The sequence below is a fragment of the Arthrobacter sp. 147(2020) genome (genome assembly GCF_013116715.1).
Classification (GTDB): Bacteria; Actinomycetota; Actinomycetes; order Actinomycetales; family Micrococcaceae; genus Arthrobacter_D.
On record NZ_JABFOM010000019.1, the window covers coordinates 1 to 13,595 of the forward strand.

A 13,595-nucleotide genomic window follows, 5' to 3' on the forward strand; every position below is an offset into this window, starting at 1 on the left:
GTGCGGGGGCTTCAACCGGAGCCTCGACGGGGGCGGACTCCGCGACGGCGGGCTGGACCGCTACGGCTGGGACTGCCTGCACGGGCTCGACGACGGGAGCTGCGGGGGCAACTGCTTCGACAACCTCGACCGGCTCGACTGCTTCAGCCTTGGCTTCGACCACGGGGGCAATCTTGGCGGGGGCCGGCGTCGCCTTGACTGCCGCACGCTCGAAGGTGATCTTGGCGGTGGCGGGGGCGCTGACTTCGTCAACGGTCACGGCGGCCGCGTTCAGGGGGGTGGAGAGTACTACGCGCTCCGACTCGCCGATGCCGTGTGCGGGAAGTCCGGCGGCCAGGACCAGACCGGTTGCTGCAACGATGACCGCGGCTTGGCGGCCAACCGATCCAGCGTTGGAGGAGACAGCGCCTGAAATGGCGGTCAACCCGCTGGTGTGGGTGCGGGCGGCCCGGTGGCGGCCCAGAGCAGAGTTATTTGACACGTTCGATTGCCTCTCCCAATTGCCTGCGAGGTGAGCTGTCGGATTCGGATGGGAGTCACCCGGCCGCGCAATTCCTCTTCGGAATGGCACGACTTAACCCCAAGGACTTCTTGCGAAATCCAAATAATGTGGTTCCCCCGCCTCTGCCATGCGAATTGTGCGAACGGATCTCGAGCAGTGGCAGAGCTAGGCGATCCACTCGAGAGTGCCCAACCTATAAGAATTGGGCACGAGGTCGACGGTACAACAGATCAGACCTAATGTCACATTCCGGTCACGGAACGGTATGGAGATGGTTACAGCCACCCCATCGGGTCGACCGGGTCACCGTCGACTAGTACTTCGAAATGCAGGTGACAGCCGGTCGATGCACCGGTACTGCCGGTCTGTGCCACTGTCTGGCCGCGGTCAACTGACTCACCCTCCTCGACGCTACTGACGGAGAGGTGGTTGTAACTGGATTCCAGTCCGTTGCCGTGATCGATCACCACCCGGTTGCCTCCACCGAAGCCGTGCCACCCCACAAAGGTGACCGTGCCTGAGGCCGCGGCCAGAACAGCGGAGCCGCACGGGCTGCTGAAGTCCTGCCCGGAGTGATGCTCGCCGCCGATGCCGGTGATGGGGCTGATGCGATTCCCAAACGGGGAGGAGATCTCTACGTCCTTGACCGGTGAAGAAAGGGATCCCTTGGCAGCGGTGGGAACCCCGCCGTCGCCGGCGGTCAGGATCTCACTCAACTTGGTCTCGGGGTCGAAGGTACTCCGCAGGGCTGTGCGGCTGAAGTCGACCGGCGCCGTTGATGGCGCCCTGATCCCGCCGGAGTCGGCATGCACCTCGCCTGAGGGAAGGACGCTGACACTCGTGGGCGCCGGAACCGCAATGGGCTGGGTCGCTGCCGTAGTGGGCAGAGTGACCGTCAGGGCCAGACCGGACACCGCGGCGGAGATCGCCAGTTTCTGGCCGATCCGCGCGAGGGTCCCACCATCGGCGCTGCGCGAGGCCCGGCGTCGCCGTTCGTCCCGCCTGCCATCCCGGGGCCGCCGGGTCTGATCCGGGATGGCCAGGCGTTGGCTGTCCACAACGTTGTCCTCCGACAAAGGCTCCCTTTCCAAAAGGCCGGGTGAAATGGGTCAATGATGCGAATTCGGAGAACTCGGCTCTGATCCACGCCGCGGTGCGGCACCGAAATCGAACTGCAGTTTCAGGGCGAAGTGACTTACTGCCCCCGGGCAACTCGCGCCCCGGCCATGGACCCCTCAACGGGATTGGCACGATGCAGGATAAAGCGCAAAGATTTAGATCCTGCTGATTAGATAACGCTTACGTATCAACGGTAGTTTTCCATTTTACGAAGACAGATGCAAAAGAGATGCGTTCGTTATCCTCATGTGGATAACTTATCTGGACTATCGGGGGATCGGCGCTACGCGGCTGCCCTTGGGCGCTAGATGGCGGCTGGTGAGACTGACACGAACACGTGCGCGGCCACCTCGGGTGGAAGCTCCAGCGCACCCTCGATACCGTCCACGCGAACCGAGACGTAGTCCCCCACCGACTGCACGGAGATGGCGGTTCCGGGGCGCAATCCGCCCTCATCCAGCTGGGAAAGCAGCTCCGGGTCCACCTGGATGGGCTCGGCAAGCCGGACCAGGGTGATCACTGATCCAGCCGGGGACGTGCCGATCACCGATGACAGGCTGCGCACCCCGACGGAGAAGTCTTCAGCGGGCGGGCCTCCAAGCGCTTCCAATCCGGGGATGGGGTTGCCGTAGGGCGACTCGGTCGGCTTGCCGAGCAGCTCGTACAGGCGCTGTTCAACCCGTTCGCTCATCACGTGCTCCCAGCGGCAGGCTTCCTCGTGGACGTAGGCCCAGTCGAGGCCGATCACATCCGACAACAGCCGTTCAGCGAGGCGGTGCTTCCGCATCACACCAATGGCGCGGCGTCGTCCCAGGTCAGTGAATTCGAGGTGCCGGTCGCCGGACACCACCACCAGTCCGTCGCGTTCCATCCGTCCGATGGTCTGGGAGACGGTGGGGCCTGAGTGGCGGAGCCGTTCGGCGATCCGGGCGCGGAGGGCAACAATGTTCTCCTCCTCCAGTTCCAGGATGGTCCGCAGATACATCTCAGTGGTATCGATGAGGTCCGTCATGCGGTTCAGCTCCTAGGCACTGGTGCGGGATGGAACAGCGGCAGCTTTCGCGGTACAAACGCGGCGCCGGATGCCAGCGCCGAACACAAGTTCTACGCCTCCCAAGGTTAACCCATTTCGGGCTGGCCACGGCAATTGGCCGCCCAAGCAGGGGTGCGGCGGAGGGCTGTTCATAAATGCGGGGGCTGGGCAGCCGTGCGGCAGAATGTATCCCGACGACGTCCCGCACCAACCGCTTGGAGAGACCATGAGCATTTCCCCGGACCAACAGATCCCCGCGGGGCTCCTCCCCGCCGACGGGCGCTTCGGTGCTGGCCCGTCGAAGGTTCGCGACGCCCAGTTGGAGGCGTTGACGCAGGCTGGCCGGACGCTGCTGGGAACTTCCCACCGCCAGGCACCGGTGCGCAACCTGGTCGGTTCGGTGCGGGAGGGGCTTAACCAGCTGTTTTCTGCGCCCGCCGGCTATGAAGTGGTGCTCGGCGTCGGCGGGTCGACAGCATTCTGGGATGTCGCGTCCTTCGGGCTGGTGCAGGACAAGGCACAGCACCTGTCGTTCGGGGAGTTCGGGTCCAAGTTCGCGTCGGCGACCAACCGGGCACCCTTCCTGCAGGCGTCGTCGGTGATCACCTCCCCTCCCGGGACGCGGCCCAGCCCGGAGGCCGAGACCGGCGTCGACGTCTACGCCTGGCCGCAGAACGAAACCTCCACCGGCGTCGCCGCACCCGTACACCGGGTCGACGGCGCCGCACCCGATGCGCTGGTCCTGATCGACGCCACCTCGGCGGCCGGTGGCCTCGACGTCGATGTCAGCGCCTCCGACGTCTACTACTTCGCCCCGCAGAAGAACTTCGCGTCCGACGGCGGCCTCTGGCTGGGCCTGTTCTCCCCGGCCGCGCTGGAACGCGCTGAGCAGATCGCCGCCACGGACCGGTGGATCCCCGATTTCCTGAGCCTCAAGACTGCCATCGACAATTCGCTGCTGAACCAGACCTACAACACTCCGTCGTTGGCCACCCTGGTCACGCTGAACGCCCAGGTTGAATGGCTGAACCAGAGCGGCGGGCTGGGGTTCGCTGCCGCCCGCACGGCCGACTCGGCGGGCAGGATCTACCGGTGGGCGGAGGCGTCCGACGTCGCCACCCCCTTCGTGGCCCGCCCGGAGGACCGCTCCAACGTCATCACGACCATCGACTTCGACGAATCCATCGACGCCGCACTGGTCGCGAAGGTGCTGCGCGCCAACGGGATTGTCGACGTCGAGCCCTACCGGAAGCTGGGTCGCAACCAACTGCGGATCGCGACGTTCGTCTCGATTGACCCGGACGACGTGTCGGCCCTGCTCGCGTGCATCGACTTCGTCATCGGGAAGTAGTGATCGGGTTCGCTTGGTAAGCGGGAGGAACCGGCCCGTCAGGGGTCGGTAGCCGGTTTCCCGAAGTCGGTCTCAATCCGGAACCGTCGCCGTGGGGCGGGGTCGTACCGCAGCCTGAGATGGTGAGCGCGCCAGGCCCAGATCATCCCGGCCAGTGCCGCGGTGATCCCGGCTGCCGCGGCGACGGCTAGGCTCCACCGTGGACCGAACGCGTTGGAGACCAGGCCGACGATCGGGGCGCCGATCGGAGTGCCGCCCAGGAAGATGGCGAAGTACAGCGCCATCACCCGACCGCGCATTACCTGCTCGGTGGTGGTCTGGACGTAGGCGTTGGCACTGGTCATCAGGGTGAGGGCGAACAGGCCCACCGGGACCAGCGTGATCCCGAAGAGCCAGACGGTGGGGGCCAGCGCGGCGGCCCCGCACGCGACGCCGAAGGCGGCCGCTGCCCCGTAGATGTACCTCAGGCGCGGCTTGCTGCGCCGGGCGGAAAGCAGTGCGCCCGCCACCGAGCCGACGGCCATCACCGACGACAGCACACCAAAAACGCCCGCTCCACTGTTGAACTCGGTGCGGGCCATCGCCGCGATGTAGACAGCGAAGTTCAGCCCGAAGGTCCCGACAATGAAAATGGCAAGCATCACCATCATCAGATCCGGGCGGTTGCGCACATAGCGGAAGCCCTCACGGATCCGGCCCTTGCCGGGCGGTGATTTCTCCAGGACCCGCAACTCGGAGCGCCTGATGGTCATCAGGACGAAGATCATCGCGCCGAAGGTCAGCGCGTTGATCATGAAAACCCACCCGGCGCCGACCGCCACCGTCAGCAGCCCCGCCACCGCCGGGCCCACCATCCGCGCGCCGTTAAAGGACGCGCTGTTCAGGGCCACCGCGTTGGGCAGGTAATCATCCCGGACCAGTTCGGAGACGAAGGTCTGGCGCGCTGGAGCGTCGACGGCGGAGACGAAGCCGAGCGCCAGGGCAAACGCATAGACGTGCCACAGCTCGGCGACTCCGAGGACCACCATCAGGCCCAGCCCGACGCCGAGTGCGGCCATTGAGAGCTGGGTGAGGATCAGCAGTTTGCGCCGGTCGACGGAGTCGGCGATCAGTCCGGCCCAGGGGGCGACGAGTAGCTGGGGACCCAGCTGGAGGGCCATCACAATGCCCATCGCCGCGGCGTCCTGGTCGGTAAGAGTGTCGTACACCAGCCAGTCCTGGGCGGTGCGCTGCATCCAGGTCCCAATGTTGGAGACCAGTGCGCCAAAGAACCAGACCCGGTAGTTGTGGATATGCAACGAACGGAACATCCCCATTAGGTGGATTCCGCTCGGTGCACTCCACGTCTACCGTGAGTCAACTGGTTATTCGCCTCCGGGCGCAGCGTCGGAGGAGCGCGTGTCGCCGGTGGCAGATTCTTCCTCAGCGGAGTCGTGCCGGGAGCCGGTCGCAGTGGACGAGCCCTCGGCGGACTCAACGCCCGCATCGTCGTCGGTAGCGGAGTCCTCGGGGCGCACCCGCTCAGCCCAGGGGACCCAGGGCGGAGAGAGGAGTGAGGTCTCCGACGGCAGGAGTCCCACCTCGGAAAGGGTCGGTTCCTTGCCGCGCGGGACCCGGGCCAGGGTGGCAAACCAGTGCCAGCCGCCGTACCCAGGCAGGTGGGCCACGAAACGGTGAGTGACCACCCGTTCGGCATCGGGGTAGGCGCCCACATGGTCGCCGACCTGCCCCGGTTCGGCTACCTGCAGCACACCGTTCCGCGCGAACTCCACCGCGGCGGCCAGCACTGAGTCGGGTTTCGACGGTTTCCGCGGCGCCCTGCGCTTCGGCGGGACGACGGCGGTCCCGGCGTCACCGGGTCCAGCGTCGGAGCCCGCGGTGGTGTCCGGGTGGGCGACAATCTCGAGGTCGGAGTCCATCGGGGTCTACGCGTCCAGGTCGTCGGCGACGGCGCGGAGCACCGCTGCCACCTTGCCGGCGTGCGACTTGTCCGGGTACCGGCCGCGGCGCAGCCCGTTGGAGACGTCGTCGAGCAACTTGATGAGGTCCTCGGTGATGACCGCCATGTCATCGGCGCTCTTGCGGGACGCCTTCGCCACTGATGGCGGCGCCTCGAGGATGCGCGCGGACAGGGCCTGCAGCCCCTTGCGACCATCGGCGACGCCGAACTCCAGCTTGGTGCCCACCTTCACCTCGGTCACACCCGCCGGCAGCGCCGAGGCATGGAGGAAGACCTCCTGGCCGTCGTCGGTAGCCAGGAAACCAAAACCCTTTTCAGCGTCAAACCACTTGACCTTGCCAATAGGCACGTCGTTACCTCGTTCTTTAGGTTCTGCGTCGGACGCTGCGATTACCGTGCCGATCCCATGGTAAGGATCCGGTGCCCAAGGTTCTTGCGGCGGGTCAGCGTCTCGTCGGGGAAGTCTCTATCCTCCAGAATATCCCCTATACCGGGGTGCTCTGTGAAGGGGACACTCTGTGTACGCTGTTAGCGTTATGTCAAATACCTCCCCTAGCCCCGCCCCTGACCATGGCTCCCGCGAACCTGCACCGGGTATGCCCCGACTGGTGCTGATGGTGACAGCAGTGGTGCTGGCCGCCGTCGGCCTGCTCTGTCTGACGGCAGTGCTCATCACCGCCTTCCTGCAGGGCGACGTCTGGCCGGGCTTCATGGCTGGAGCCTACTTCTGCCTCCCGATCGCTTTCGTCCTCATGATTGCGCTGGTGCTTTCGGGGGTCCGCTCCCGACGACGGGTCTAGTCCTTTCAGCTCGGCCCCGTCTACTGACGACCCTTCGAGGGAGGGGCCGTCACAGGTAGACGGGGTAACGTTGTCATAATGTCCGCTATCCGCGATCTGGCCTCCGATTTGGCTGCACGGAGCGACGCCCGGCTCCGTGACCTTCTCACGGCGCGCCCGGATCTGATCCTTCCCCCAGTGCCCGACTTCGCCGCGCTTGCCGCCAGGGCATCCACCCGGATCAGCGTCCAGCGGGCCCTGGAAAACCTCACCGAACCCGAACTCGACGTCCTGACGGCCGTACAGCTGACCGCTCACTCAGACACCGGCCAAAGCACCACCGCCGGCTGGCTGCGCGCGGAAATCGCCGGTGCCACCGTGAAGGTCCTCGACGGCATCCTCGCCCACCTGCATTCCCTCGCCCTGGTCCGCCGCGCCCCGCCCCCCGGGGACGCCCCCGACGCCGACCGGAACCGCCGGTTCTACCTGCCAGTGCAATCGCTTGGCGAGGCGCTGGGCCCCTACCCCGCCGGGCTCGGCCGCGAACTGCCGCAGCTGGCCCGGTTGCTGCCCAGCTACGCCCAGCGGCTCCCGGCCGCTGTGGAACTGCTCCGCGGGCTGGGCCTCGACGTTCCCGTGGCCGGCACTGCAGCCACCACCGACGACGCCGCGGCGGTTGTCCAGCGGGCGGTGTCCTCCCCCGCCAGCTGGGAAGCGCTCCTGGCGAAGGCTCCCGAGCGGACCGGCGACCTCCTCGGCAGGCTCAGCGTCTCGGCGGTGGGCACCTCACCGGCCGCCGCCGGCGACGATTCCTCTCCCATCCAGTGGTTGATCCGGCACGGGCTGCTGGCCCGGCTCGACGCCAACCACGTGGAACTGCCGCGTGAGGTGGGCCGCGCCTCCCGGGGGCACGTGATCATCGGACGCTTGCGGGCTGCCCCTCCGACTCCGGACCTGGGCGCCATTCGCACCAGCCTGCGGGACAACGCGGCGCACGGCGCCGTCGCCGAGACCCTCCGCCTGATCACCGAGCTGGTGGCAGTGGTCGGCGAGCACCCGATCGCCACCCTGCGGTCCGGAGGGGTGGGCGTCAGGGAGATCCGCCGCCTCGCTGAGGCCCTGCGGGTGGACACCGATCAGGCGTCCTGGCTGGTGGAGCTTGGCGCCATTGCCGGCCTCCTGGCCCTCGACGTGGATACCTCCCGCTGGCGGGTCGAACCGGGCATGCCCTGGCTCACCCAGGACCGGGTGGAGCAATGGCAGCGGCTGGTGACAGCCTGGCAGGATGCACAGCGCGCACCAGCCCTCGTCGGATCCCAGCTGACCGCAGGCACCACCATCAACGCGCTGGCCGCGGAGGCCGCCAGGCCGGACGCGCCGCACATCAGGTCCCGGATGCTCGCGGCGCTGACGGCGCTGAGCACCGCCGCCGAGGGGGGACCCGGCGACGACGGGCGGGCTCCGGTCCTCACGGAGAACGCGGTGGTCGAACGGCTGACGTGGAGCCAGCCCCGGCTACAGAGGCGCTTTGTCCGCCTGGTTCCGGGCATGATGGCCGAGGCCACACGACTGGGTCTGCTCGGATCCGGCGCGCTCACCGAGCTGGGTGCGCTGACCGCCGAGGGGAAGCTCGACGACGCCGCCGCCGTCCTGCGCTCCGCCCTTCCCGCACCGTTGCGGCACTTCATGCTCCAGGCCGATCTGACCGCCGTCGCCCCCGGTTACCTGGAACCGGAAGTTGCAGCCGAGCTGGCACTCCTGTCGACCCCCGAGGGGCAGGGTCCGGCCAGCATCTACCGGTTCTCGGCTGACTCGCTGCGGCGCGCCTTCGACGCCGGGCAGGACGCCCCATCCATCCTGGCGTTCCTGGCGCGACACTCCGCTACCGACGTTCCGCAGCCCCTGAAGTACCTGGTGGATGACACCGCATCCAGGTACGGCAGGCTTCGCGTCGGACGGGCCAATAGCTACGTCCGCAGCGACGACGACGCCGCACTGTCAGCGCTCCTCACCGACCCCCGGGCCGCCGCCCTGGGCCTGGTGCAGCTCGCGCCCACCGTGGTCGTGTCGCAGGCGTCCGGCCCCGAACTCGCGGCGGTCCTGCGCGACCTCGGCTATGCTCCCGCCCTTGAAGGGGCACCCCTGCAGCCGACAGCCGGGCGGTCCGCCTCGGCGGGTGGCGCGGGGTCGCCGTCGTCGTCGCGGGTGACCGTGAACCCGTGGACGCTGTCGGCGGAGGACATCACGCACCAGGTCGAGGTGCTGCGCGGCGCCGGCACCTCACCGGCCAGCGGGATGACCACTGCGGAGAGCGATACCCTGCTGGGGCTGGAAACCCTCCGCAAGGCCATCCGGCTCCGCAGCCCGGTCCGGCTCGGCTTTGCCGACAGCCAGGGGAATTCCACCCGCCAGGTCCTTGTTCCACTATCAGTGTCCGGCGGCAGGGTGCGGGTCATCGACCCTGCCAACGAGGTGGAAAAAGTTGTCTCGATCCACCGGATCATGGACGTTGAACTACTGACACTCGATGAAGGGGCACCAACCGATGCCTGACGGCCCACTGATCGTCCAGAGCGACAAGACCATCCTGCTCGAGGTGGACCACGAACAGTCCACCGAGGCGCGGCACGCGATTGCCGCCTTCGCCGAGCTCGAGCGCGCCCCGGAACACGTCCACAGCTACCGGCTGACGCCGCTGGGCCTATGGAACGCCCGGGCCGCCGGCCTCGATGCCGAACATGTCCTCGACACCCTCCTGAAGTATTCCCGGTTCCCGGTGCCGCATGCCCTCCTCGTCGACATCGAGGAGACCATGTCGCGGTATGGCCGGCTGCGCCTGGAGAAGGACGACCAGCACGGTCTGGTCCTGCGCACGAACGACTACCCGGTGCTCGAGGAGGTGCTGCACGCCAAAAAGATCCAGCCCCTGCTCGGCCCACGGATCGATGGCGAGACAGTGGTGGTGCACTCCTCACAGCGCGGTCAGCTCAAACAGCTGCTCCTGAAACTGGGCTGGCCTGCCGAGGACTTCGCCGGCTACGTAGACGGAACCCCTCACCCCATTGCCCTGCTGGAAGACGGCTGGACACTCCGCCCGTACCAGAAACTGGCGATGGAGAACTTCTGGGCTGGCGGGTCCGGCGTCGTCGTCCTGCCCTGCGGTGCGGGGAAAACCTTGGTCGGCGCGGCGGCCATGGCCACCTCCCAGACCACCACCCTGATCCTGGTGACCAACACGGTCTCCGCCCGGCAGTGGAAAGAGGAGCTCCTGAAGCGCACCTCACTCACCGAGGATGAGATTGGCGAGTATTCGGGTGCCGTCAAGGAGATCCGGCCAGTCACCATCGCCACCTACCAGGTGCTCACCCTCCGCCGCGGCGGCCTGTACCCGCACCTGGAACTGTTGGACGCGAACGACTGGGGTCTGATCGTGTATGACGAGGTGCACCTGCTGCCCGCCCCGATCTTCCGGATGACCGCCGACCTGCAGGCACGACGCCGGCTCGGCCTGACCGCCACCCTGGTGCGCGAGGACGGCCGGGAGGGCGAGGTATTCTCGCTGATCGGGCCCAAGCGCTATGACGCACCGTGGAAAGACATCGAGGCGCAGGGGTACATTGCGCCCGCGGACTGTGTTGAGGTGCGCGTGGACCTGCCCCGCGACGAACGGGTGGCCTACGCGATGGCCGAGGACGGCGACAAGTATCGCCTGTGTGCGACATCGGAAACCAAGACCGGCGTCGTCGAGAAGCTCGTCGCAGCCCATCAGGGCGAGCAGCTGTTGGTGATCGGGCAGTACATTGACCAGCTGGATGAGCTCGGCGAACGCCTGAACGCGCCGGTCATCAAGGGCGACACCTCGGTAAAGGAACGGCAGCGGCTGTTCGGGGAGTTCCGGAACGGGGAGATCCACACGCTGGTGGTCTCCAAGGTGGCTAACTTCTCCATCGACCTACCGGAAGCATCAGTTGCTATCCAGGTTTCGGGGTCCTTCGGATCCCGCCAGGAGGAGGCCCAACGGCTGGGACGCCTGCTGCGTCCCAAGGCCGACGGCCGGGCTGCCCGGTTCTACACAGTGGTCGCCCGCGACACGATCGACCAGGACTTCGCGGCCAAGCGGCAGCGTTTCCTCGCCGAGCAGGGCTACGCCTACCGGATCATGGATGCTGCAGACATTCCTCAGGGCTGACATACGGGAAGCTCACACTGGCCATCCAGAGAACTCCCAGAGTCTGGGAGGATACTGGGAACTGTGAAAAAGACTGGACCAGAGGCAAAACTTCTCGTTGTCGATGACGAGCCGAACATCCGCGAGCTCCTTTCCACCTCGCTCCGGTTCGCCGGTTTCGACGTGGTCGCGGCCGCCAACGGCCGGGAGGCGCTCGCTGCCGCGGAGACCCACAACCCGGATCTGGCGGTCCTGGATGTCATGCTGCCGGACATGGACGGTTTCACTGTGACCCGCAGGCTCCGCGCCGCCGGCCGCCACTTCCCGGTGGTGTTCCTTACCGCCCGTGACGATACCGACGACAAGGTCACCGGCCTCACCGTTGGCGGCGACGACTACGTCACGAAACCCTTCAGCCTCGACGAGGTGGTGGCCAGGATCCGCGCCGTCCTGCGCCGTACCCAGCCGATGGACGACGACGACGCCGTGATCCGCGTTGACGACCTCGAGCTCGACGACGACGCCCATGAGGTGCGCCGCGCCGGCGAGATCATCGACCTCTCCCCCACCGAATTCAAGCTGCTGCGCTACCTGATGATGAACCCCAACCGGGTGCTCTCCAAGGCGCAGATCCTCGACCATGTGTGGGAATACGACTTCAACGGTGACGCCTCGATCGTCGAGTCCTACATCTCCTACCTGCGGCGCAAGATCGACAAGAACCCCGACGCCACGGCGCTGATCCAGACCAAGCGGGGCGTCGGATATCTGCTGCGCACCGCCGACAAGCGGTAGCCCTCGACGTGATCGATCGGTGGAAAGCCGCATCACTGCGCACCCAACTGGTGGCCACCATGACTCTGCTCATGGTGGTCACTGTTGCGATCACCGGCATTGTCACCGTGTCCCTGCTACGCACCAACCTCATCGAGCAGATGGACTCGGACATTCTCGCCAATGCACCCAATGTGGCGCAGAACATCCTCCCCGACGGCACAGCTGACGGATCCTTGCTGAGGTTCTACGGCGAACTGAGGAATGAGGACGGGCAACCGCTCCGCGCGACCGTCTCCCAGGAATCGACCGATATTCCCGACATTCCGGAGCTCACCGTCGAACAGGTCCAGGCGCGGGGACAGAACGGGTTCACCGTCCCGGGAAGCGTCAGCGGCAGTCCGGGGTGGCGGGTGGTGCTCTTTGCCCTGAGAAACGGGCAGGGCAGCGTGGCTGTGGCCTCCAGCCTCTCGACGGTCAACCGGTCGCTGGAGGAGGCAGGCCAGATCATCTTCGCCGTCGGGCTCGGTGCCACCATGGTCGCCAGCGGCATTGCATTCATTGCGGTCACCCGGCAGTTCCGGCCGCTGGGCAGGGTGGAGCGCACCGCCGCCGCGATCGCTGCCGGAGACCTGTCACGACGCGTCGAAGTGGAACGGCCCGCCACCGAGGTGGGGCGGCTGTCACGCTCACTGAACGCTATGCTCGCGCATATTGAGGCGGCGTTCTCTGCCCGCACCGAATCCGAGCGCAAGATGCGACGGTTCGTGGCCGACGCCTCGCATGAACTGCGCACCCCCCTGGTGACCATCCGCGGGTTCTCGGAGCTGTACCGCCACGGCGCCCTACAGAACGACGACGACGTCCGCGCCGCCATGGGCAGGATCGAAAGCGAAGCGAAACGGATGGGCGAACTGGTGGAGGATCTGCTGACCCTCGCCCGGATCGACGAACAGCGGCCGCTGGAATCCGAGCCGCTTGACCTGGTCATTTTGGGTAACGACGCCGCGCTGGACGCCCGAGCCATCGCCCCGGACCGCGAGATCACAGTGATCGGGCTCGACGGAGGCCCGGCCCGGCCTGCACCGACCGTCGGGGACGAGGCGCGGCTTCGGCAGGTGGTAGCCAACCTGATGACCAACGCCCTCCGCTACACTCCCGACGGGACACCCATTGAAATCGCCGTCGGTGTGGCTCCGGTGATCCATGGCCGGATGGACTCGGTCATTGAGGTGCGTGACCACGGCCCCGGAATTTCCGAGGAGGACGCGGCCCGGGTCTTCGAACGGTTCTACCGCGCCGACTCGTCCCGGTATCGGGAGACGGGCGGTACCGGCCTTGGACTGGCCATCGTGGCGGCGCTGGTGGCCCAGCATGATGGTTCGGTGCGTCTGGAGGAGACGGAAGGTGGCGGCGCCACCCTGTCCATCAGGTTGCCCTACACGGCCGTCGAGGCAGACTCGTCCTCCACAGCGTCCTAAGTTTGGTGGGGTTTGCCCACACTTCGCCGCCTGCCCGTTCACGGCGGCGCTCCCCGGCCTAGGGTCAAGGGGGAAAGGAGGACAACAATGGCAAACTTCCAGGTCGATACTGACGCCCTCGTGGCCAAGAACAGCGAGGTGCAGGGAACGATCACCCGCCTGCAGTCCGAGGTGAACGCCATGCAGATGGGGTTGCAGGAGCTGGAGCAGCTGTGGCGTGGACAGGCCGCGGCCAACTTCCAGCAACTGGTCATCCAGTGGCGGGCCACCCAAGCGAGGGTCGAGGAGTCACTGGCCGAGATCAACCACTCCCTCTCGGTCGCCACCCAGCAATACGTGGACGCCGAACTGAGCAACGCACGCATGTTCCAGTACTAGCCGGTTAACGCCGGAAGGACGGCACCCCCTTCAGGGATACCGTCCAACCG

General features: G+C 66.7%; 12 protein-coding genes, 1 pseudogene and 1 riboswitch. Of the genes and pseudogenes, 7 read left to right on the top strand and 6 right to left on the bottom strand.

Annotation, left to right across the window (positions count from 1 at the left end; all coding sequences use genetic code 11):
* The 3 genes and pseudogenes from HMI58_RS12370 to HMI58_RS12380 all read right to left on the bottom strand — a co-directional run.
* Positions 1 to 481 (bottom strand): annotated as a pseudogene (locus HMI58_RS12370) (hypothetical protein); the annotation flags it as partial.
* A gap of 5 nt (positions 482 to 486) precedes the next feature.
* Positions 487 to 668: riboswitch (cyclic di-AMP (ydaO/yuaA leader) on the bottom strand.
* Positions 669 to 777: 109 nt separating this feature from the next.
* A complete protein-coding gene (locus HMI58_RS12375) occupies positions 778 to 1,560 on the bottom strand; it encodes a M23 family metallopeptidase (protein WP_318779214.1) in 783 nt (260 codons plus the stop codon).
* Between the two features lie 365 nt (positions 1,561 to 1,925).
* A complete protein-coding gene (locus HMI58_RS12380; protein ID WP_171586689.1) occupies positions 1,926 to 2,633 on the bottom strand; it encodes a metal-dependent transcriptional regulator in 708 nt (235 codons plus the stop codon).
* Positions 2,634 to 2,880: 247 nt separating this feature from the next.
* On the opposite strand from HMI58_RS12380, the gene serC reads away from it, so the two are divergent.
* Entirely contained in the window at positions 2,881 to 4,005 is a 1,125-nt protein-coding gene (gene serC / locus HMI58_RS12385; RefSeq protein WP_171620156.1) for a phosphoserine transaminase, read from the top strand.
* A 38-nt stretch (positions 4,006 to 4,043) separates the two neighbouring features.
* Here serC and HMI58_RS12390 read toward each other — a convergent pair whose 3' ends face one another.
* Genes HMI58_RS12390 through HMI58_RS12400 form a run of 3 tightly spaced genes read right to left on the bottom strand, consistent with a single transcriptional unit; the run spans position 4,044 to position 6,314 of the window.
* The gene (locus tag HMI58_RS12390; protein WP_171620158.1) at positions 4,044 to 5,321 is read right to left on the bottom strand and encodes an MFS transporter; all 1,278 of its coding nucleotides are present in this window, start codon (positions 5,319 to 5,321) and stop codon (positions 4,044 to 4,046) included.
* Positions 5,322 to 5,369: 48 nt separating this feature from the next.
* Positions 5,370 to 5,924, bottom strand: coding sequence for a DUF3027 domain-containing protein (locus HMI58_RS12395; RefSeq protein ID WP_171620160.1), 555 nt, complete (start codon positions 5,922 to 5,924; stop codon positions 5,370 to 5,372).
* Between the two features lie 6 nt (positions 5,925 to 5,930).
* Positions 5,931 to 6,314 carry a cold shock domain-containing protein gene (locus HMI58_RS12400; protein ID WP_171586685.1) on the bottom strand — a complete coding sequence of 128 codons (384 nt, stop codon included), beginning with the start codon at positions 6,312 to 6,314 and terminating at the stop codon, positions 5,931 to 5,933.
* A gap of 187 nt (positions 6,315 to 6,501) precedes the next feature.
* Between HMI58_RS12400 and HMI58_RS12405 the strand changes: the two genes are divergently transcribed.
* The 6 genes from HMI58_RS12405 to HMI58_RS12430 all read left to right on the top strand — a co-directional run bounded on the left by HMI58_RS12405 (position 6,502) and on the right by HMI58_RS12430 (position 13,545).
* A complete protein-coding gene (locus HMI58_RS12405; RefSeq protein WP_171620162.1) occupies positions 6,502 to 6,765 on the top strand; it encodes a hypothetical protein in 264 nt (87 codons plus the stop codon).
* A gap of 78 nt (positions 6,766 to 6,843) precedes the next feature.
* Positions 6,844 to 9,297, top strand: coding sequence for a helicase-associated domain-containing protein (locus tag HMI58_RS12410; RefSeq protein ID WP_171620164.1), 2,454 nt, complete (start codon positions 6,844 to 6,846; stop codon positions 9,295 to 9,297).
* Complete coding sequence (locus tag HMI58_RS12415; RefSeq protein WP_171620165.1) at positions 9,290 to 10,933, top strand: DNA repair helicase XPB; 1,644 nt, start codon at positions 9,290 to 9,292, stop codon at positions 10,931 to 10,933. The genes HMI58_RS12410 and HMI58_RS12415 overlap by 8 nt, the downstream gene beginning before the upstream one ends.
* A gap of 63 nt (positions 10,934 to 10,996) precedes the next feature.
* The gene (locus tag HMI58_RS12420) at positions 10,997 to 11,707 is read left to right on the top strand and encodes a response regulator transcription factor (protein ID WP_171586681.1); all 711 of its coding nucleotides are present in this window, start codon (positions 10,997 to 10,999) and stop codon (positions 11,705 to 11,707) included.
* A gap of 59 nt (positions 11,708 to 11,766) precedes the next feature.
* Entirely contained in the window at positions 11,767 to 13,167 is a 1,401-nt protein-coding gene (locus tag HMI58_RS12425; RefSeq protein ID WP_205208145.1) for a HAMP domain-containing sensor histidine kinase, read from the top strand.
* 87 nt (positions 13,168 to 13,254) lie between these two features.
* Positions 13,255 to 13,545: a WXG100 family type VII secretion target gene (locus HMI58_RS12430; protein ID WP_171586679.1), complete on the top strand. Its 291-nt coding sequence runs from the start codon at positions 13,255 to 13,257 to the stop codon at positions 13,543 to 13,545.
* Positions 13,546 to 13,595 lie beyond the last annotated feature (50 nt).

Coding starts and splice junctions, on each gene's coding strand:
- HMI58_RS12380 (WP_171586689.1), bottom strand. CDS start 2,633: ATGACGGACCTCATCGATACCACTGAGATGTATCTGCGGACCATCCTG.
- serC (WP_171620156.1), top strand. CDS start 2,881: ATGAGCATTTCCCCGGACCAACAGATCCCCGCGGGGCTCCTCCCCGCC.
- HMI58_RS12390 (WP_171620158.1), bottom strand. CDS start 5,321: ATGGGGATGTTCCGTTCGTTGCATATCCACAACTACCGGGTCTGGTTC.
- HMI58_RS12395 (WP_171620160.1), bottom strand. CDS start 5,924: ATGGACTCCGACCTCGAGATTGTCGCCCACCCGGACACCACCGCGGGC.
- HMI58_RS12405 (WP_171620162.1), top strand. CDS start 6,502: ATGTCAAATACCTCCCCTAGCCCCGCCCCTGACCATGGCTCCCGCGAA.
- HMI58_RS12410 (WP_171620164.1), top strand. CDS start 6,844: ATGTCCGCTATCCGCGATCTGGCCTCCGATTTGGCTGCACGGAGCGAC.
- HMI58_RS12415 (WP_171620165.1), top strand. CDS start 9,290: ATGCCTGACGGCCCACTGATCGTCCAGAGCGACAAGACCATCCTGCTC.
- HMI58_RS12425 (WP_205208145.1), top strand. CDS start 11,767: ATGACTCTGCTCATGGTGGTCACTGTTGCGATCACCGGCATTGTCACC.
- HMI58_RS12430 (WP_171586679.1), top strand. CDS start 13,255: ATGGCAAACTTCCAGGTCGATACTGACGCCCTCGTGGCCAAGAACAGC.